15 protein-coding genes are annotated in these 13,261 nt (G+C 51.3%); 1 reads left to right on the forward strand and 14 read right to left on the reverse strand.

Translation table 11 applies throughout. The annotated features are described in order from the left end of the window. Nucleotides 1-560 precede the first annotated feature (560 nt). Nucleotides 561-863 carry a hypothetical protein gene (locus JWZ98_RS12025; RefSeq protein ID WP_205450236.1) on the reverse strand — a complete coding sequence of 101 codons (303 nt, stop codon included), beginning with the start codon at nt 861-863 and terminating at the stop codon, nt 561-563. 1,101 nt (nt 864-1,964) lie between these two features. On the opposite strand from JWZ98_RS12025, the gene JWZ98_RS12030 reads away from it, so the two are divergent. Beyond that, entirely contained in the window at nt 1,965-3,062 is a 1,098-nt protein-coding gene (locus JWZ98_RS12030) for an IS5 family transposase (RefSeq protein ID WP_205450237.1), read from the forward strand. A 473-nt stretch (nt 3,063-3,535) separates the two neighbouring features. Here the strand turns inward: JWZ98_RS12030 and JWZ98_RS12035 are convergent, their stop codons facing one another. From JWZ98_RS12035 to moxJ, 13 genes are all read right to left on the reverse strand, one after another. Then, nucleotides 3,536-3,823 (reverse strand): type II toxin-antitoxin system RelE/ParE family toxin, encoded by a 288-nt coding sequence (locus JWZ98_RS12035; protein WP_205450238.1) that lies wholly within the window; start codon nt 3,821-3,823, stop codon nt 3,536-3,538. Beyond that, a complete protein-coding gene (locus tag JWZ98_RS12040) occupies nt 3,810-4,118 on the reverse strand; it encodes a type II toxin-antitoxin system ParD family antitoxin (RefSeq protein ID WP_240347960.1) in 309 nt (102 codons plus the stop codon). Before JWZ98_RS12040 ends, JWZ98_RS12035 begins: the two co-directional genes overlap by 14 nt. A gap of 376 nt (nt 4,119-4,494) precedes the next feature. After that, nucleotides 4,495-4,962: a hypothetical protein gene (locus JWZ98_RS12045; protein WP_205450239.1), complete on the reverse strand. Its 468-nt coding sequence runs from the start codon at nt 4,960-4,962 to the stop codon at nt 4,495-4,497. Nucleotides 4,963-5,077: 115 nt separating this feature from the next. Next, nucleotides 5,078-6,013 carry a vWA domain-containing protein gene (locus JWZ98_RS12050; protein WP_205450240.1) on the reverse strand — a complete coding sequence of 312 codons (936 nt, stop codon included), beginning with the start codon at nt 6,011-6,013 and terminating at the stop codon, nt 5,078-5,080. A gap of 36 nt (nt 6,014-6,049) precedes the next feature. Continuing rightward, entirely contained in the window at nt 6,050-6,613 is a 564-nt protein-coding gene (locus JWZ98_RS12055; RefSeq protein ID WP_101052339.1) for an MxaK protein, read from the reverse strand. Then, nucleotides 6,610-7,593 carry a vWA domain-containing protein gene (locus tag JWZ98_RS12060; protein WP_101052340.1) on the reverse strand — a complete coding sequence of 328 codons (984 nt, stop codon included), beginning with the start codon at nt 7,591-7,593 and terminating at the stop codon, nt 6,610-6,612. Before JWZ98_RS12060 ends, JWZ98_RS12055 begins: the two co-directional genes overlap by 4 nt. Beyond that, nucleotides 7,590-8,510: a nonribosomal peptide synthetase MxaA gene (locus JWZ98_RS12065; RefSeq protein WP_205450241.1), complete on the reverse strand. Its 921-nt coding sequence runs from the start codon at nt 8,508-8,510 to the stop codon at nt 7,590-7,592. The genes JWZ98_RS12060 and JWZ98_RS12065 overlap by 4 nt, the downstream gene beginning before the upstream one ends. After that, complete coding sequence (locus tag JWZ98_RS12070; RefSeq protein WP_205450242.1) at nt 8,507-9,361, reverse strand: MxaS protein; 855 nt, start codon at nt 9,359-9,361, stop codon at nt 8,507-8,509. Before JWZ98_RS12070 ends, JWZ98_RS12065 begins: the two co-directional genes overlap by 4 nt. A 16-nt stretch (nt 9,362-9,377) precedes the next feature. Next, nucleotides 9,378-10,004: an MxaP protein gene (locus tag JWZ98_RS12075; protein ID WP_205450243.1), complete on the reverse strand. Its 627-nt coding sequence runs from the start codon at nt 10,002-10,004 to the stop codon at nt 9,378-9,380. 5 nt (nt 10,005-10,009) lie between these two features. Next, complete coding sequence (locus JWZ98_RS12080) at nt 10,010-11,029, reverse strand: MoxR family ATPase (RefSeq protein WP_205450244.1); 1,020 nt, start codon at nt 11,027-11,029, stop codon at nt 10,010-10,012. A 371-nt stretch (nt 11,030-11,400) separates the two neighbouring features. Further along, nucleotides 11,401-11,682 (reverse strand): methanol dehydrogenase [cytochrome c] subunit, encoded by a 282-nt coding sequence (locus JWZ98_RS12085; protein ID WP_101052345.1) that lies wholly within the window; start codon nt 11,680-11,682, stop codon nt 11,401-11,403. A 158-nt stretch (nt 11,683-11,840) separates the two neighbouring features. After that, entirely contained in the window at nt 11,841-12,317 is a 477-nt protein-coding gene (moxG, locus tag JWZ98_RS12090; RefSeq protein ID WP_205450245.1) for a cytochrome c(L), periplasmic, read from the reverse strand. Nucleotides 12,318-12,331: 14 nt separating this feature from the next. Then, nucleotides 12,332-13,174: a methanol oxidation system protein MoxJ gene (moxJ, locus tag JWZ98_RS12095; protein WP_205450246.1), complete on the reverse strand. Its 843-nt coding sequence runs from the start codon at nt 13,172-13,174 to the stop codon at nt 12,332-12,334. Between the last annotated feature and the right edge of the window lie 87 nt (nt 13,175-13,261).

A 13,261-nucleotide genomic window follows, 5' to 3' on the forward strand; every position in this document is an offset into this window, starting at 1 on the left:
CGCATTTTGCGGCAATATCTTGAATTAGTTGCGTTGTAACTCCATGTGATGACTGTATATTAATGCTCCATCCCATAACACAAAAACTACGCGGAGCGCTCGACTCTGTGCAAGCTAGAGATATTGCACCTTTAATGAATTCATATGTCGTGCTTTGCACTAAATCAAGGTGACATGCTTCACCGTTGTAATATGAAGCACTTAATACATTAAGGATGGGATTAAATTTATTAAACCAAGATTTGCATGGGTTTTTATTAAAATATTGTAAGCATGCGCATTCAATAAGTTGGAGCTGGTATGGCAATGCGTGACTAATATTCTGTATATTTAAGGTTTTGAGGGTTTCTAAACGATTTTTCGGTGACAATAGCAGCCCATTGTGGTTGTTGAACTCCCTGAAACTGGGATTTAATCCGACAGTAGAAACTGATGCACGGTAATAATCACCAAAACCAAGAACGGGTGTTGACCATTTTGTAATTAATGACGGATTATGAGAGGGCTGAATTAGTCTATTTACTATATATCGATTCACTATAAATACCTGAAATCCGTTTTTAAGGTTTATCTAACTGTGAAACAATAGAATCAAAAATCCCTGGTACGTTCGCATATGCAGATTTTGAGTTTGGGCAAACTCCTTTTACCGCATTCAACATCTTGCTTATACCTAGTGCTCCAGCCATTTCCTTTTGGCTTTGAGTTCGGATACAAGTATCGATATAGTTGGAAGCGCATGAGGAGTCTTGATATCCGACTCTTATGGCATGCTTAACACAAGTTATTATCATTTCATTCTGTGCTGATAAATCTGCCTTTTTCTCTGCTGCCAATCTTTCTTCGGCTAATTTCTGCTCCATAGCAAGCTTGGCATTCAGTTCTGCCTGTTCCTTTGCAGCTTTTGCTCTTGCTTCAGCTTCCGCTTTTGCCTGTGCAGCTTTTGTCAGTGCTGCCTCCTTTGCCCTGGCTGCTTCAGCCTGTGCAGCTTTTTCCTCGGCTTCCGCCTTTTCTTTTGCCTCTTGAGCCCCTATTTGCGTTTCTATATCTAATTTTGTTTTAACATCTATATTGGAAAAAACTTCTGGATTAGAGGAATAAAACCCTCTGCCTAATCGCGCTAGTTTTGCACTGTTATTCGAAACATATTCAGGACCTAATTAAATCAAAATCTCAGAATGAATTTTGATATATTCAAAATCCGACTTCTGTATATTGTCATTTAATATGAGTCCAGCAATTAAGCACGCCAAAACTATTATAAAGCGCCTAAATTCAGTCAATCTGTACTTTAAATTTTTGCAGATTAAATCTAGTGTATACGGAAAACATACTGCTATCGAAAAAACAATGAACGATACCAGTGTCATTTTGTTAAGTGGTGTGACAACTTTATTCTCAATGATCCCTCCATAACCGATAAGCAATGCTCCTAAAAGAATGCAATAACAAAACAACCTATTCGCAAATAAAGATAACCTATCAAAGAATTTATTCATTGCAATTACCTAATCCTTTAAAAAACGACGATTAAAACCGGCCTATCTATTAATAAAATTTGAGGTTTTTAATATCTATTAAAAACCAATGAAACCCATCAATCAATTAAGCCATTGAATAAATTTCTATACTATTCATCTTATTTAGCTGGCGAATCCATACAAGACCTCAGGCTAGGTAAAACAATACAAAACTCAGCAGGCACCATGAAACGAACTAATTGTATTATGGTTATATTATTTATTGCAAAAATTGTCATATCTCGAACTGTGTTACATTAATACTAAATCTGGCCTACGTCTGCAATCCCAAATCGGCTTATGGCCAACAAATTGAGAACAATACAAATAATAGTACAATTGCCGCTATTAGCAGGCTGGTGAAAAACTCGAAAAGCCAAGTAAGCTAAGGCATAGATGAGCCGCCAACTGTTAAAATAGGCTACCTAAATTTGGAGCCTTTCAATGCGCGGACACGATGCCATCCAAAACAACTGGTTCAGCTACATCAACCTGGAAGACCGCATTCCCAAGCAGCATCCGTTGCGCCGTTTACGGCTGTTGGTCGATGGCGTACTGGCCTCGATGGATGCCGTCTTTGCCGAGCGTTACTCGCACACAGGCCGTCCCTCGATTGCCCCTGAAAAACTGCTGCGCGCCTTGCTGTTACAAGTCCTGTATACGGTCCGTAGCGAGCGTCAGTTGATGGAACAACTGGACTACAACCTGTTGTTTCGCTGGTTTGTCGGTCTGGGCATCGACGACGCCGTGTGGGAACGCACAGTGTTCAGTGCCAACCGCGAACGCCTGCTGTCCGAAGCCCTGAGTCGCGAATTTTTTGAGCGGGTACTGGCCATAGCCGAATGGCAAAATCTGGTGTCCGACGAACACTTCAGCGTCGACGGTAGCCTCATTGAAGCCTGGGCCTCGCATAAAAGCTTCGTTAAAAAAGACGGCAGCGGCCCGGACAAACCCGCCGGCCGCAATCCCGAGGTCGACTTCAGCGGCGAAAAGCGCAGCAACGCCACCCACCACAGTACGACCGATCCCGAAGCCCGGCTTTACAAGAAAGGCGAATACACCGAGGCCAAACTGCGTTACATCACCCATGCCTTGTCCGAGAATCGCAACGGCCTGATTGTCGATGTCGAAACCACTCAAGCCACCGGCACCGCCGAAATCGAAGCCGCGCAAAACATGATCAAACGCCGCGTGCCCCAAGGCGGCAGCGTCGGTGCCGACAAAGGCTACGACCAAGCGGCGTTCGTCAACGGACTCGAGTCCCGTGACATCAAAGCCCATGTGGCCCGCAAAAAGACCGGCAGTGTCGTCGATGGCCGGACCGCTCGCGGCAAAGGTTACGCCCAAAGTCTCAAGCGCCGCAAAATCGTCGAAGAAGCCTTTGGCTGGGTCAAAACGGTCGGCGGCCTGCGCAAAACCCGTCACATCGGCTTAGCCAAAGTCGCGGGTCAGGCCTTGTTTTGCTTTGCCGCCTACAACCTGACGCGCATGCTCAACCTATTGGTGTTCACGCCGAAACCGGCGTGGAGTGCACCCGCCTAGGGTGAAGTTCGCCTGAAAACCGTCCACAGACGGCTTCAGGCGAATAAAAAGCCCTTGAAACCGGGGCAAAACGCTTGAAACTCGATGTCATGACCGATTTCAACTCGAAAAAATCACTTACATCGTGGGTAAGGGGAAATATCGACGGGTTTTTCACCAGCCTGTTAGGTCGTCAGCATAGGTTCGCGGAGCATGAAAACAGTCTTTCGGGAACGTTCAAGTGTCCGCAAAGGCTGAGTAGGTCGCACGCGTTTTTCGGGTTTGTATAGCACCAGGCTTTCCACTGATAAAAATGGCAACTGGTAACAAGACCAATGCCGTTAAGTTAAGCCCCCTCTCCTGATGGAGAGGGCTGGGGTGAGGAGAATTAGAAAAGGGAAAAAGCCTTATTTTGATCCCCCTCACCCTGACCCTCTCCCGCGGGGAGAGGGGATTTTCCCTTAACTTAACGACATTGGTAACAAAACTGCTTGTTATAGCCAATCTTCCGTATCCTGATGGCCTAAAATAGTCATGATTTCGACTACGCTGCCATTGATCCGGTAATAAATGCTGTCGGTGCCATACACGCTACGCCTGTACCCAGCACGGATAGAGTCAACAGCCTGATATAGATAAGGCTGTTCAGCGATGTGTGCAAAACGATCAAGCATCCCTTGATGATATTTATCGGCCCTCTGATTACCATGCGTTTTAACGCCGTATAACCAGATTCTCTTCAAATCGGCGCGGGCTTTTTTCGAAAGTTTATAAGAGCCCATCTTGCCGTGCTTCTTCCTTGAAGTTGGCCAATAATTCGTCCGGCTGCTCGTCGATAAAACCACTCTGTTCCGCTTTAATCAGTTCAGAACGAATATGCTCGATTTCAAGCTGCCGCCGCCGTGCCTGCCGGATAAGATCGTTAATCGCCTCGCTTTTACTGCTGTACTCTGCACTGGCGACTTGGGCTTTCAACCATTCGTCGTTGGGTTCCGATACGGATATGCTTTGTCTTACCATGGTCTGACCTTTCAAAAACAGGTTGTACACCAATATAGCACCAATTTCGCACCACATAAAACAAAATACAGCGTCCAAAAAACGGACGTTTTCTGGACTGGTTAACCTTTCACTTTCTGACGCCGTTTTATAAGGCTTCCAGAGTCCACAAATCTATTCCACAAAACAAATTCCAGATATACTCTGCACTTGAGACTTATTGGACTAAAGGACAAACAAAAAATGTTGATTGGTTATGCCAGTGTCAATGTCAGAAGACGATTGCACTACTTTAATATGGTGGATTGGTTAGAAATATTTTACGGGGAGATTGCGAATGCGGTATTTCGATCCTAACAGGCAAGTGAATAACGCCGGAATATTTCCCCTTACCCACGAGAGTCGTGATTTTTTTTTGCGTTGAAATTGACCATAAAGCCAACTTTTCTAATTATCAATTACAAAAATATTGAGATAAATCGCTTTTCCCAATAGAAGATCTGTTTTGATTTTCTAGACTTGATATTTCCTGTTGGATTTGACTAGCCTGAATTTCTAATTTTTTCAGAGAAGTATTTGCGTTCTCCCCTAAAAGTTGCTTTGCCGATTGACAAGCGTCAAACCTCCTTACTGGTTCCGTTTTAACCGTGTCCAATAACGTATTCCATTGAGATTCCGCATCACTGCAACGCAGTTTGATTTTGGAAACACATTCCGGCAGGAGAGAAAGGGCAACCTTATGAGATTGTTTCTCCAGCAATTGGTTGATCAATGAACAGGAGCCGCTCATTAAATCCTTGCAGTCTTGAGTTGCTCCTTGATGTTCAATAACAGTATTCGCAAATGTTAGCAAACCATTGGTGGCATACTCCCATTGATCACGTTGTTGGCATGCTTTTTTCAAAAGTCCTTTATCTGGCAACTCGCCGACCAGATGTGAATATTCATCAAATGCAGCCCGCGTAGCTCCGAATAGCGAAGCGTATTCGGAGGAATGAAGACTTTAAATTCGTCCGATTACGTTTCACTAAACGGACCTACGGCCTAACATACACCGCCGCGAACAACAATAAGGCTAGGCCGGCATAACGCCAACCGGTATCGACATTCTGTTTGCCAGGCTTGGCAAACTCGGCTTGTTGCAGCGCTTGATCCAGGCTGTCGGTATCGCTCAGGCGTCGATACTGTAAACCACTCTCAGCAGCCAGCTGACGGAGATAGCTTTCGTGCAGCCGGCTCATATGCTCGTCGCCGGTTGCCGCCTCGCTGCCGAAAGGTGCGTTACGGGCGTTGTAGCCCTGGATCTTCTCGGGATTTAGATCCGATTCACCAAAGGACGAACGATGCGGCACGTCTTCGGGTTTGTAAAAGCCCTGGCGTTGGCCCTTGGCGTCGAACTTTGGGATGGGCGACAGTTGCTCGCCGCCAACGCCGACAATCACACCTTTTACCTTATCTTTAACTGGCGACAGATCGGGTTTGTAACGCGGATTAGGCGGGGGTGCCTCCTGGCCGTCGCTGACAAACACCAGGGTCTGGTCTTTATCTTTCAACATTTCCAGCGTACTCAGCAAGCCACTAGCGATGCGGCTGTCGGCGGCCCAGGCCATGCGCCAATCCAGCGCCGCAATCGCCGCGTCTATCTCGGCAAATCCCGAACACACGTCTATCGGTTCGAACAGCAGCGTCGAGCGCCGTTCGGTAAACACGCCCAAACCGACTTGCGAACCGCAAGGCAGTTTCAACAACTCCTGGCGCAACGCCTGTTTGACAAACTGCAAGCGGCTGACCGGCTGTTTATCCAGCTGATAGTCTTCGGTGTTCATGCTGCGGGTAATGTCGACAACAAACACCAGCCGGTACAGTGACACTTGCGCGCTGGTTTGCGGATGGAAAAACACTACCGACAAGGACAGCAAGGCCGCGGTCAGCAGCCAGAAACGGTAATCCCTAAGATTGGGGGCGATAGTCATATAGCGAAATTATCGGTCGGGAAGATAAGCGCCAAGTTAGGGCAAGCCACGCGGAAAGCCCGGCAAGGTGGTCCATAGTTGGGTCTGTTGATTAAGATCGTCCTGCTCGTCGCCGCTGCTGATTCTGTCCATCTCCGGCAACAGCCGCATCGCCACTTCCAGATTGTACTTGGCATCCCAAAAGCCGCTGTCTAACGTTAATGCTTCCCGATAGGCTTGCTTGGCCAGACCCAGCAAGGGCATCGCCTCGTTGACATTGCCGGCCTGGGCTTTCTCCATGGCTTGGCGCAGATACAGATTGCCCAAGTTATAACGGGTTTGCGCTTGCGCTTCGGCATCGGCTTGCTGCAATAACAGGTTCAGCGTCGCCAAGGCTTCGTCGTAGCGTTGGTGCCGGCTGAGATACACCGCTCTGGCCATGCGTACTTCCGGCGCCGAAGTTACCAATTCGTCTGCGCCGACATCCTGATCGGCCAGTAATTGGCCGATCAGCCGATTTTGGCCGGCTAGGCCATATAGTTGCAGCAATTGCGTCAGAGTTACTAATAAAGCTGCTGCCAATATGGCCCACAGCGCCCAGTGTTTTAACTTACGGATCACAGTCTGGCCTCGCAGAGTTTCACGCCTAGCAAACCCAGCAACATTGCTGCCGCCCAGGCATAACAGCGCGTGGATAAATCCTGCTTCGGAATCCGCTCGAAATAATGCAGGGGCCGATTCTCCAAGCGGTTGATGTCGTCAATGGCCTGCTGCAATGCACCGGGCGTTTCGGCTTCATAGGCTTGATACGGAATATGCAGACTGTTAAAGAACAGATGCAGATACCGTTCCGGCATGGCCTGAGCATTATCGTCGCGCGGGTCGTCGGGCACTTCAAACAAGCCAGGGCTGTTGGCGGTGCGCAAGAATACCCAATACAAGCTGACTTGGCGTTGTTTGAACAACTCGCGCAAGGCCACCTCGCTGTCCGGATCGATCACCGCCGCGCCGTCCGACACCAATAACACGATGCGCGAGCCGGTCACCGGCCGGCTATCGAAGAACTCCAAAGCCATGCTCAAGCCCTTGCTGACGTTCGTATAAGCCAAGGCCGGCAAGGCGGTGGCGTCTATCGCGGCATGAATGGCGGCTTTGTTTTCAGTGAGCGGCAGCACGAATAGCGGCGAAGTGCTGTATTCGGCGATGCCGATCAAATCGTGCGCTCGCTGATCGACAAACTGATTCAACAAGCGGCGGGCGGCGTTGGCTTTGGATTCCTCGCCTTGGGTTTCCGGCGTCTTGCCGGCGAAGGTGTTGTCCATGCTGTTACTGCGATCCAACAGCATGACGATGTGTGCGCCGTGGCCGATGCGCTCCACTTGCTGTTCTTGCTGATAGGCACCGGCCAAGCCCAGAATCAACCCGCCTATCGCCAGCACGCCCAGCAAGCGGATCAAGGCGCTGATAGCCAGCGATAGTGGGTCGACAGGCAATATCGCCAGCCAGGGATAGGGGTTGGCGACCACTCCCATTCTCCACATCGGCAACAGGCATAAGCCCAAACCGAGCAAGACCCAAGGATACTCAAAGCCCAAATTCATCGGCTGCCTCGCTCGATTTCCCGGCAATGCAGGCACAGGGTTTTGAGTTTTTGCAGATCGTGTTCTTGCGGCATTATCGAAGCGTCACCGAAAAAGTAACGATTGGAATAATCGAAAAACCAAGTCAATTCGTCAGCGATGCTGCGATATTCCGGGTGGCCCTGATAAAACTCGGCCAATTTGTGCAAAAACACCGGCTTACCGTGAAGACCGTTAAACGCCGTATGCACTGCGGCAAGTGCTTGCGGTAATTGTTGAAGGCCAAGGTTTTGCAACTGACGCTGCGCGCGCTTGAATACGCTGCGTTTCGGTAGTCCCGGTAAATAACCGTAAAGCCAAGCCAAACGCAAAGCGATGCCCAGCGCCACCGTCAGCGACACGCATAAGCGCCGGACAATTGCCGCGTCATCCAACAAGCTCGGCGCTTGGTCCGGGCGCATGTATTCGCCGTGTTCATCCTGCCTGACCACCAACTCCCGCAATGGCGCGGTCGTGAAGGTCCAGGCCGCGACCGGCTGTTCTAGAGTTTGCCCGTGCTGCTGAAAGCGCAAGGTAAAACCGGGTATGCTCAAGGCTTTCACTTCCAGCGGTGCGTAAAATTGCTGATATTGCAGATCGATTTGATAGCGCTTGCCGTCATTGCCGGCCGTTTCCTGCACAGTCACCGCGTTCAGTTGTAACCAGCGATTCAAGCGGCCCGGCGTCGGCAGACTGCTACGCTCCAACTCCATACCGGCGCGCGTTTCAAGCACAATACGCTGCGGTAAGGTATCGCCGATCACATACCCGAACGGCCGCGGCGTTTGCAGTTGAAAATCGCGTAGTGCTTGGCTGGACGTACCGGAACACGCCGCCAGCAGCAGCGTGACGAATGCCCATGCCGAACCGCGAAAAAGCCCTTTCACGGCCACTGTCACCCGGCTCTCCTTAAAAAATATTGCCCCAGCTGCTCGGCGCGGTAGCCGTTGTCGATAAACAGCGGCTCACAGCCCGAGGCCCGAAACTGCTGTTGCAATTGCTCCCGGCGCTGGGCAAATGCCTGTTCTATCTTGCGCTTCAAACCGGGACGCAACCACAGCGTGCGGCGCTTGCCGGATTCCAGATCCTGAATTTGAAACAGCCCCCAATCCGGTAAGCGGCTGTATTCGGTTTGGTCCCACAGCACCAGCGGTATCAGGTCGTGGCGACGCAAGTTCTGTAAAATGGCTTGCAGCTGCGGCAACGGAAAATGAAAATCCGACGCCAGAAACACCAAGGCTCGATGCTTGGGTAGATAGCGTTGGGCTTGCTGCAAACCGGCCGAACCGGGTTGCAGGTCGAGTGTTTCCAGGCGTTTTGCTGTCGATTGAATCCGACCTAGGTGTTTACCAGCCGGCAAATAACAGTCGGTGAGCACCAGCTGGTTAGCCGCAATAAACCCTACGTTATCGCCGTATTCCAGGGCCGATGCGGCAATCGATAACAGCATATCGGCCATTACACGGCGCTTGTCGTTATTGCCGCCGAAACGCATGGAAGCAGACAAATCGGCCAGTAAATACACGTCGATAGCACTGTGTTGTTGCTGCACCCGCACTTGATAATTTCCGAACGGGTCGAGCAGGCTGGCCCGCAGATCGATGCGTCTGGGGTCCGGACGGGCGATCAAGGTGTCATGGCGCTTGAACAATTGGCCGTTGCCGACCATCTGTCCGGGGTGCGCGCCGGGAAATACACCGACTGCCGGGCGTGGCAGGCGGTATTGGAAAGGCTTTATCGTGGCCGACATCGTTTTAGCGAGTACCTTATTGGCTGACAACTAAATTGGCCAGCACGGCCGTCACAACCAAGTAGCCGGGAATGGAAAATTTGAGCGGCACCCGCATCAATAAGGCCACTACGCCTGAGTACGTTTGCGCATTACGGCTATGGATGGCTTCGCCGAACAGCCATAGTAGGGAGTTAAGCAGACATAAAGCCAGGATCGTGAAAAAACCGACATCGCTGAACAAGAACGATTTGTTAGCCAGCAGCGAGATGCGCTCGCTAGTATCGATAAAATTGGCGGTCAGAATGCCGATCATCAGGCCGCCCTCGTCGAAGGCCACCAGAAAAAACGTGTAGGTAAACCGCCGCAAGCGCCGGCTGAATTCGGTCAAGGCGGGAAAATGCAGCGATAGATATAACACCGGCAGGCTCAGACAAAACAGTAAGGTGCCGACCACCGCCAATAAAATCCAGAACTTAAAGCCCACCGCGTCGTTCAAGGCGCTGGTGTAATACGCGGCGTAAGGGACGTCGGCATGTTTATCCAAGCTACTGGCGATAAACGAGCAAATAAAGCCGACGCCGGACCAAGTTAAATAGGTGTCCAATAAGTGGCCGAGGCCGGCATGCGGCAGCATGGCGTGCAGAATCGATTTAATGTTCATGACTGTTACGGTGCGGCGATTTGGTTGAGTATGCTGTCTATCAAGGTGGGAATAATGTCGTCTTGGCGATAGCTATACATCGGGTTCAGGAATATCCGGTGCGACATGGTGACGGCGAAAACCGCCTGTAAATCCTCCGGCAACAGGCTGTCGCGATTTTCCAGCCAGGCCCGAACTTTGGCGGCACGTATCATATAGCTGACGCCGCGCGGACTGGCGCCGGCCTGCAACAGGTTGTTCATCTCCACATCGGCTAAAGCGATGCCGAATGCGCCGGGATCGGCGGTGGCTTTCCATAAATCCAAGGCGTATTGGCGCAACGCGGCGCTGGGCTGGATGCTGTCTTGAATCGCCGCCGCCCAGTCGTTGAGCTGGTAATAAGGTATTTGGCTGGCGGCCATTTCCCCGATCAAGGCATCGACATCGTGGTAACGCGGATTGAACAGCAAATCGTCCAGCACGGTGTCGTCACTGGGTGTGTTGATGTTGATTTCCATGAAAAACCGGTCGCGAGCGGCCGCCGGCAATTCAAAGGTTTCTTCTTTTTCCACCCGATTGCGGTCGGCAAATACCTGAATGTGCGGCATCCGGTATTCGCGATTGAACGCGCCGATACTACGCTCGGCCATCACCCGCAACAGCAGCGAATGCACTTGCGGCCGGGCCCGGTTGATTTCGTTAAAAAAGAACACGGACAGCTGTTCGCCCTGCTTCAACAAAGGGCCGGGATCGACGCAGGGCCGGCCTTCTTGATTTAAATAGGTGTAATAGATCAAGTCGGCCGGCATTAAGTCGATGGTGCCTTCGATACGCTGGTAGTGACCGCCCAGACCTTGGGCGATGGCCCGCAATAAGGTAGTCTTGCCCACGCCGACCTGGCCTTCCAGCAACACATGGCCGCGGGCGAATACGGCTATCAGCAGATTTCTTACCGCCGCCTGCTGGCCGACGACGACCTGGTTGATTTGTTGTTCCAACTGCAACGCACTGGCGCGCCAGTCGCTGAGGGTTTGCTTGCTTGTCATAGCTAATTGAGCGCTGTTGATTAAAGCCAATACCGCAAAAAAAACTCCGGTGCTGGGTTGCCATGCCGCCAATTGCAGACATACGCGCCGCTGATAACGGGCCGTCGTGATCTAAGCGGCATAGCAACGGCCCGGAGCCGTGAGGTTTCGTTTAGAAGCTGTTTAAAGGCTACTGCACTCGCGAAGTTCTTAAACAGCTTGCATGGGTTGAGCACGCCGTTGCCTTGGGCATTCCCTGGTCTTCGCTTCGGCAGAATAATCTTCGATTCCCTCCGCATCATTAGTTACCGCCATCCCTGGCGGCGTCCTAAGGGTTCTATCCTCGTGGTCACTGTCGGCGTGCGCACTGCGCATCCCGACCCACCCGGTGCTTATTGGCCTTCGACGTCGTAAACGAACTTGCCGGTTTTCGCCAGCAATTCAGTACGTTTGGCGTTGCGGGCTTCCATTTCCTTGATCGATTGCGCTTGTTTGTTCAGCTCGTTGGGATCGTGTTTCGGGTCGTATTTGCTGCCCGCCACTTGCGCCGGATAACCCGGTTTTGGTTCCCAGCAATTGCCGGCTTCTTTGCATTTGGTGCCGTCGTAGGCTTTTGCTGCGCCGGACAGGCCAAAAGCCAGCAGGACCGCGCCTAACATTACTAATTTGTTCATGTTGATCTCCTAATAAATTGTTGGATAACCCTCACCCTGCCCTCTCCCCTGGGGAGAGGGTTCAATACCTACTTCCAAGGCAAACTCAAGCCGCCTGGAGTTAGCTGTATAGTGGCTTTATTCCCTCTCCCTCGGGGAGAGGGCTAGGGTGAGGGCGTTTATTTCAACCACTCCGCTTTCTTCGGATCGCCTTTGTAAATGCTGCGTAAGAAAGACATGATGTGCAGCATGTCGTCGGTGCTGAAGTTGACGTACTGCGGCCCCATCATGCCGTTGGCGCCACCGAACAGGATTTCGAACAAGCCCTGGTCGGTCAGGCCGCGCGGATAAGTCCAGTAGTCGTCGGCCAGACCGGGGCCGAGTTTGCCTTCGGCTTCATGGCCGTGGCAGCCCGAGCAACCGGTCATGTACAAGCTCTCGCCTTTTTTTGCCGCTTCGGCATCGCCGTTATACGGGTTTTTGCCGGTTTGCATGAATTGCTTGAATTTGTCGGTGTTACCGCCTTTTTTGGCAAAACTCAAATCCAGCGCTTCCCCGGTCAAGGCATGGCGCAGGGTGATGTCGGCCTGGGCCGTACTTGCCGCCACCGCTGACATCGACAGCACGGCGCCAGTCAAAAATGTTTTCAATTTCATTCAAGGTTTCCTGTTTAGTTCATGGACACGGCGGTTTCGGGTTGATCCAGCAACGGAATGCCTTCCGCTTCCAGCAACGCTTCGATATTGTCCTGCCCGTCTTTGATGATTTTGTTCAATTGCCCCAGCAAAGCGCTGTCGTCCTTACGCACGCCAATGGAAGTGCTGTAATGCAAACCCACCTTTTCACCGTCGGCGCGCTTGGCGTTGTCCGGAATGACAGTCATCGTCAGCGGCGTAGCCGATGCCTTCACGTAGCGGGCCGCGGCGGGTCCCCACAAGATGGCGATTTCCGCTTTGCCGGAAGCCACTTCGTTGACCAGTTTGTCGTTGTCGTACTTGACGTACTGGTTACGTTTGGACTTGAAGCCGGCCAACTCTTGTTGGTAATTGAACATATCGTTGTAACGGCCGATGGCCCGCAGCATGGTTTCGGCCGGAGAGCCCGGTGCGAAAGCAATCCGCTGGGCTTGCTTTAAGGCCGGGCTATCCCAGTTCTGCAAGTCCAACCCGTCTTTTTCGCGGCTGATAAACACGTAGCCGGACCTGTAGTAAGGTGCCGTGGTCAACAAACGTGGGTCGCCGGCATCGACGCCCATCACCACGTCGCACAAGCCTTTATCCAGATAATCGCGGATAAAGTAGCGCGGGTCGGTCCAACTGACGGTTTCCAATTTGCGGCCCAGTTCTTCGGCCACATACTGCGCCAATTTGTTTTCAAAGCCTTCGCCGTTTTTATTGGAGTAAGGCATTTCGTTTTCAGCCGTGCAGACTTTTAAAACCGGCTGTTCGGCTTGAACTGTGGAAAAACCAAAGCCCAATGCCAACGCAGCCACAATGCGTGTGCTTGTTTTCATAGTGATTCTAGGAATTAAGTAGACTCGTTGCCTCGTTCCCACGCGCTGCGCAGGAACGCCTTAGTAACCGCGCTGCGGCAGATCATC

The organism is Methylomonas sp. EFPC1 (genome assembly GCF_016925515.1).
Lineage (GTDB): Bacteria > Pseudomonadota > Gammaproteobacteria > Methylococcales > Methylomonadaceae > Methylomonas > Methylomonas defluvii.

What these genes read in the sequence shown, in the direction of transcription:
- JWZ98_RS12025 (WP_205450236.1), bottom strand. Translation starts at nt 863, where the DNA reads ATGGAGCAGAAATTAGCCGAAGAAAGATTGGCAGCAGAGAAAAAGGCA.
- JWZ98_RS12030 (WP_205450237.1), top strand. Translation starts at nt 1,965, where the DNA reads ATGCGCGGACACGATGCCATCCAAAACAACTGGTTCAGCTACATCAAC.
- JWZ98_RS12035 (WP_205450238.1), bottom strand. Translation starts at nt 3,823, where the DNA reads ATGGGCTCTTATAAACTTTCGAAAAAAGCCCGCGCCGATTTGAAGAGA.
- JWZ98_RS12040 (WP_240347960.1), bottom strand. Translation starts at nt 4,118, where the DNA reads ATGTGGTGCGAAATTGGTGCTATATTGGTGTACAACCTGTTTTTGAAA.
- JWZ98_RS12050 (WP_205450240.1), bottom strand. Translation starts at nt 6,013, where the DNA reads ATGACTATCGCCCCCAATCTTAGGGATTACCGTTTCTGGCTGCTGACC.
- JWZ98_RS12060 (WP_101052340.1), bottom strand. Translation starts at nt 7,593, where the DNA reads ATGAATTTGGGCTTTGAGTATCCTTGGGTCTTGCTCGGTTTGGGCTTA.
- JWZ98_RS12070 (WP_205450242.1), bottom strand. Translation starts at nt 9,361, where the DNA reads ATGTCGGCCACGATAAAGCCTTTCCAATACCGCCTGCCACGCCCGGCA.
- JWZ98_RS12075 (WP_205450243.1), bottom strand. Translation starts at nt 10,004, where the DNA reads ATGAACATTAAATCGATTCTGCACGCCATGCTGCCGCATGCCGGCCTC.
- JWZ98_RS12080 (WP_205450244.1), bottom strand. Translation starts at nt 11,029, where the DNA reads ATGACAAGCAAGCAAACCCTCAGCGACTGGCGCGCCAGTGCGTTGCAG.
- JWZ98_RS12085 (WP_101052345.1), bottom strand. Translation starts at nt 11,682, where the DNA reads ATGAACAAATTAGTAATGTTAGGCGCGGTCCTGCTGGCTTTTGGCCTG.
- moxG (WP_205450245.1), bottom strand. Translation starts at nt 12,317, where the DNA reads ATGAAATTGAAAACATTTTTGACTGGCGCCGTGCTGTCGATGTCAGCG.
- moxJ (WP_205450246.1), bottom strand. Translation starts at nt 13,174, where the DNA reads ATGAAAACAAGCACACGCATTGTGGCTGCGTTGGCATTGGGCTTTGGT.